The organism is Alkalibacterium sp. m-11 (assembly GCF_054658155.1).
In genome coordinates, this window is the sequence record NZ_BAAGIR010000195.1 from 1 (window position 1) to 2,885 (window position 2,885).

Genomic DNA, 2,885 nt, shown 5'->3' on the forward strand with positions numbered 1-2,885 from the left:
GAATGTTTGTTGGTAACTACATTTTACCAAAGAGAGGTGTCTTTTTCTGTACTTTTAAGTTCAATATTCTAACTGATCTTTACGGTAAAAGGATAGAACGTCGTTCTTAGGGGTGCGAAACTTGAGTATATAATAGATGAAGTCTACTGGCCGATCATAGTCGTCATTTATTTTGCAGCAAGCTTTTTAATCGGAGGCAGTTTCTGGGCATGGAGCTGGGTCATTATTGTTCTTGGGGGCGCACTTGAAGGAACGATCAAGTCGATTTTTGATACGTGGGATAACTAGATATGTTAATATATCAAATTAATGAATTTAAATCAGTTAATGAAGCAGCTGCCTCTGTGAGTTTCATTTGTTCCAATGCGCAAACTCACGAAGCAATTGATATTATAGGAAACCGGTAACTCCTTTAAGAAGCACATCATTCTTTCGATACTATGAAAGAATGATGTGCTTTTAATATCCGTTTTTTTTCAAATGATTGAATTTTTGCTTGATACAGACTAGGATCGATTATGTTCAAGCACGATCTTACCTACAGTGTGTTCCGACTGCAGTAGTGTATAGGCTTCTTTCAATGTGTCCTCATTCATTCTATCAAAGTGTTTTGATAAGGTAGACGTTATGAATCCCTGTTCGACCTGATTTTTCAGTTCTGTTAAATATTCGTGTTGTTTGATCCAGTCATCAGTCTGGTAGACTGATCGGGTATACATCAGCTCAAAACTCATGGTTAGGCTCTTAGCAAAAAATGGATTCGGTAAAGGTTCAGACAATGGAAGAAGCGAGCAGATACGTCCTTGGGGCTTGACGACTTTAGCAGCTTCTTTAATATTTTCATCCGACTTGGCGGCTAGGAAGACTGCGTCGATTGTTTTAATACCAAGTTGATCCAGCTGTTTCTGATAAGGTTTAGTGTGGTCGATCACGTGTTTAACTCCAAGCTTCTGTATATGATTTGACGATTCTTCCCGAGATGCTGTACCGATGACCTCGAAGCCATAATTCAGTGCCAATTGAATGGCTATTGAGCCGACGCCACCCGCTGCTCCAGTGATCAGTAGAGTGGTTTTAGACGGATCTTCACTGATATCGAAGAGATTCAGGCGATCATGAATGACTTCATAAGAGGTCAGAGCAGTCAGAGGGAGTGCAGCGGCTTCAGCGAAACTCAGATTTTTAGGTTTAAGACTGACCATCCGTTCGTCTATCTTGTGGTAGTCAGCTTGAGCACCTTGCACGTTACTTGTACCAGGATAGAAGACGTCATCTCCTTCTTTAAACAGCGATACATCTGGTCCAACTGAAACGACTGTCCCGGAGACATCTCTTCCCAGAATAGTGAACGAGTCGTCTGACGACTTTTTCATCAAGCGGGTTGCCAGGTCTGTCGGGTTGAGTCCGACCGCCTTGACCTCGACCACGATTTCTCTGCCAGTTGGTTCAGGTACAGGGCATTCCCGTTTTTCAAAAACTGGCAGATCCTGTTCTTTTTGTGGATCTGTAAATCCATAGGCGTGCATTTTCTTAGACATGTTTTTCCTTCCTTTCTTCTTTCATACAGTCTACACCTAACCTAAGGTCTGCACAATTCAAATTGTATCAGGCTGCCTGATGATTTTGATTTCAATGTTTGTAGATTTTAGTTAGAATAGATACAGACACCATAAAAGTTCAGGAGCTGATTTACGTGACGAATTATATTGAAAATGCGATAAAGGTGTTTGAAAACAACTTTGCGCTGAAAAAAAACGAGAAAGTCGCGATCATTACAGATGACCGTATGAAGCAGGTAGCTATGCCTTTTTATGAAGCAGCCTGCATCAAAGGAAATGAGGCAGTGTTTATACAGTTTCCTGCTCACTACAAATCAGGTGAAGAGCCGCCGGTCATTGTTGCGCAGGCAATGAAAGATGCGGATGTCGCTTTATGTGTTACAACGGCAAGCATCACACATACCCGTGCCAAGAAAGAAGCAGCTGCTGAAGGTACTCGAATCGGAACCATGCCGGGCGTGACTCTACCTATGCTTGAAAAAGGTGCGATTGAAGCGGATCCGCAAGTCGTGGAGGAACTGACTGCCCGCTATACAACTCTGTTAGACAAGGCAGAAGAGGTACGCATCGAAAAAGACGGAGAAGTCCTGACTTTTTCTGTGGCTGACAGGAAAGGGATCCCAAGCACAGGAGTCTTTAGGGAAAAAGGCCAGGCTGGAAATGTTCCCTCAGGGGAAGCTTTTATTGCACCACTTGAACAGTCGGCTAATGGTAAGCTTGTTGTGGACGGGTCCATTGCTCAGATCGGAAAAGTGAAAAAGCCACTGACATTGACTTTAGAAAACGGGCGGCTGATCGAAGCTACAGGCAGACAGGGTGAAGAACTGCTAGAGATTTTAGGAGACACCGATGGACGGATCATTGCTGAATTTGGTATAGGAACGAACCCTTCAGCACGCATTACAGGAGTCGTTCTTGAAGACGAAAAAGTCTACGGCACGATCCATATTGCGTTTGGCTCAAATAAGCCTTTTGGAGGAGTCACTGAAGCTGGAGTTCATATCGATTGTGTCGTTAAAGAGCCAACTGTCTGGATCGACGGCAAAAAAATGATGGAAAAAGGCAGTATGGTCGAATTAATCTAATTACTTATCAGTTTTCCGAGCGAGAAAACCCACGGTTTCAATCGTGGGATGATAGCTCGGCAGGGATGAGGGTTCGCTTTGGCGAACTCGAAAGCCCTGTGATATATTCGAATGTTTTTTGAGTATGTTCGGTATATTTTCATACACGTATAGAGTATAATGGATACATGGAAAATTACCGTAGAACTAAAACAACCGTCAGCCTCATCAACTATCATTTTGTGTTTTGTCCTCGGTACAG

Annotated in this window: 2 protein-coding genes and 1 pseudogene; 2 read left to right on the forward strand and 1 reads right to left on the reverse strand. The window is 42.9% G+C overall.

All coding sequences use genetic code 11. The annotated features are described in order from the left end of the window. Positions 1 to 506: 506 nt before the first annotated feature. On the reverse strand, positions 507 to 1,538 hold the full coding sequence (locus ACYQ2O_RS11505) for a zinc-binding alcohol dehydrogenase family protein (RefSeq protein ID WP_459796654.1): 1,032 nt from the start codon (positions 1,536 to 1,538) through the stop codon (positions 507 to 509). Between the two features lie 155 nt (positions 1,539 to 1,693). Here ACYQ2O_RS11505 and ACYQ2O_RS11510 point away from each other — a divergent pair, with 155 nt between their 5' ends. After that, entirely contained in the window at positions 1,694 to 2,644 is a 951-nt protein-coding gene (locus ACYQ2O_RS11510; protein ID WP_459796655.1) for an aminopeptidase, read from the forward strand. 167 nt (positions 2,645 to 2,811) lie between these two features. Further along, positions 2,812 to 2,885: pseudogene (locus ACYQ2O_RS11515) on the forward strand (IS200/IS605 family transposase); the annotation flags it as partial.

What these genes read in the sequence shown, in the direction of transcription:
- ACYQ2O_RS11505 (WP_459796654.1), bottom strand. Translation starts at nt 1,538, where the DNA reads ATGTCTAAGAAAATGCACGCCTATGGATTTACAGATCCACAAAAAGAA.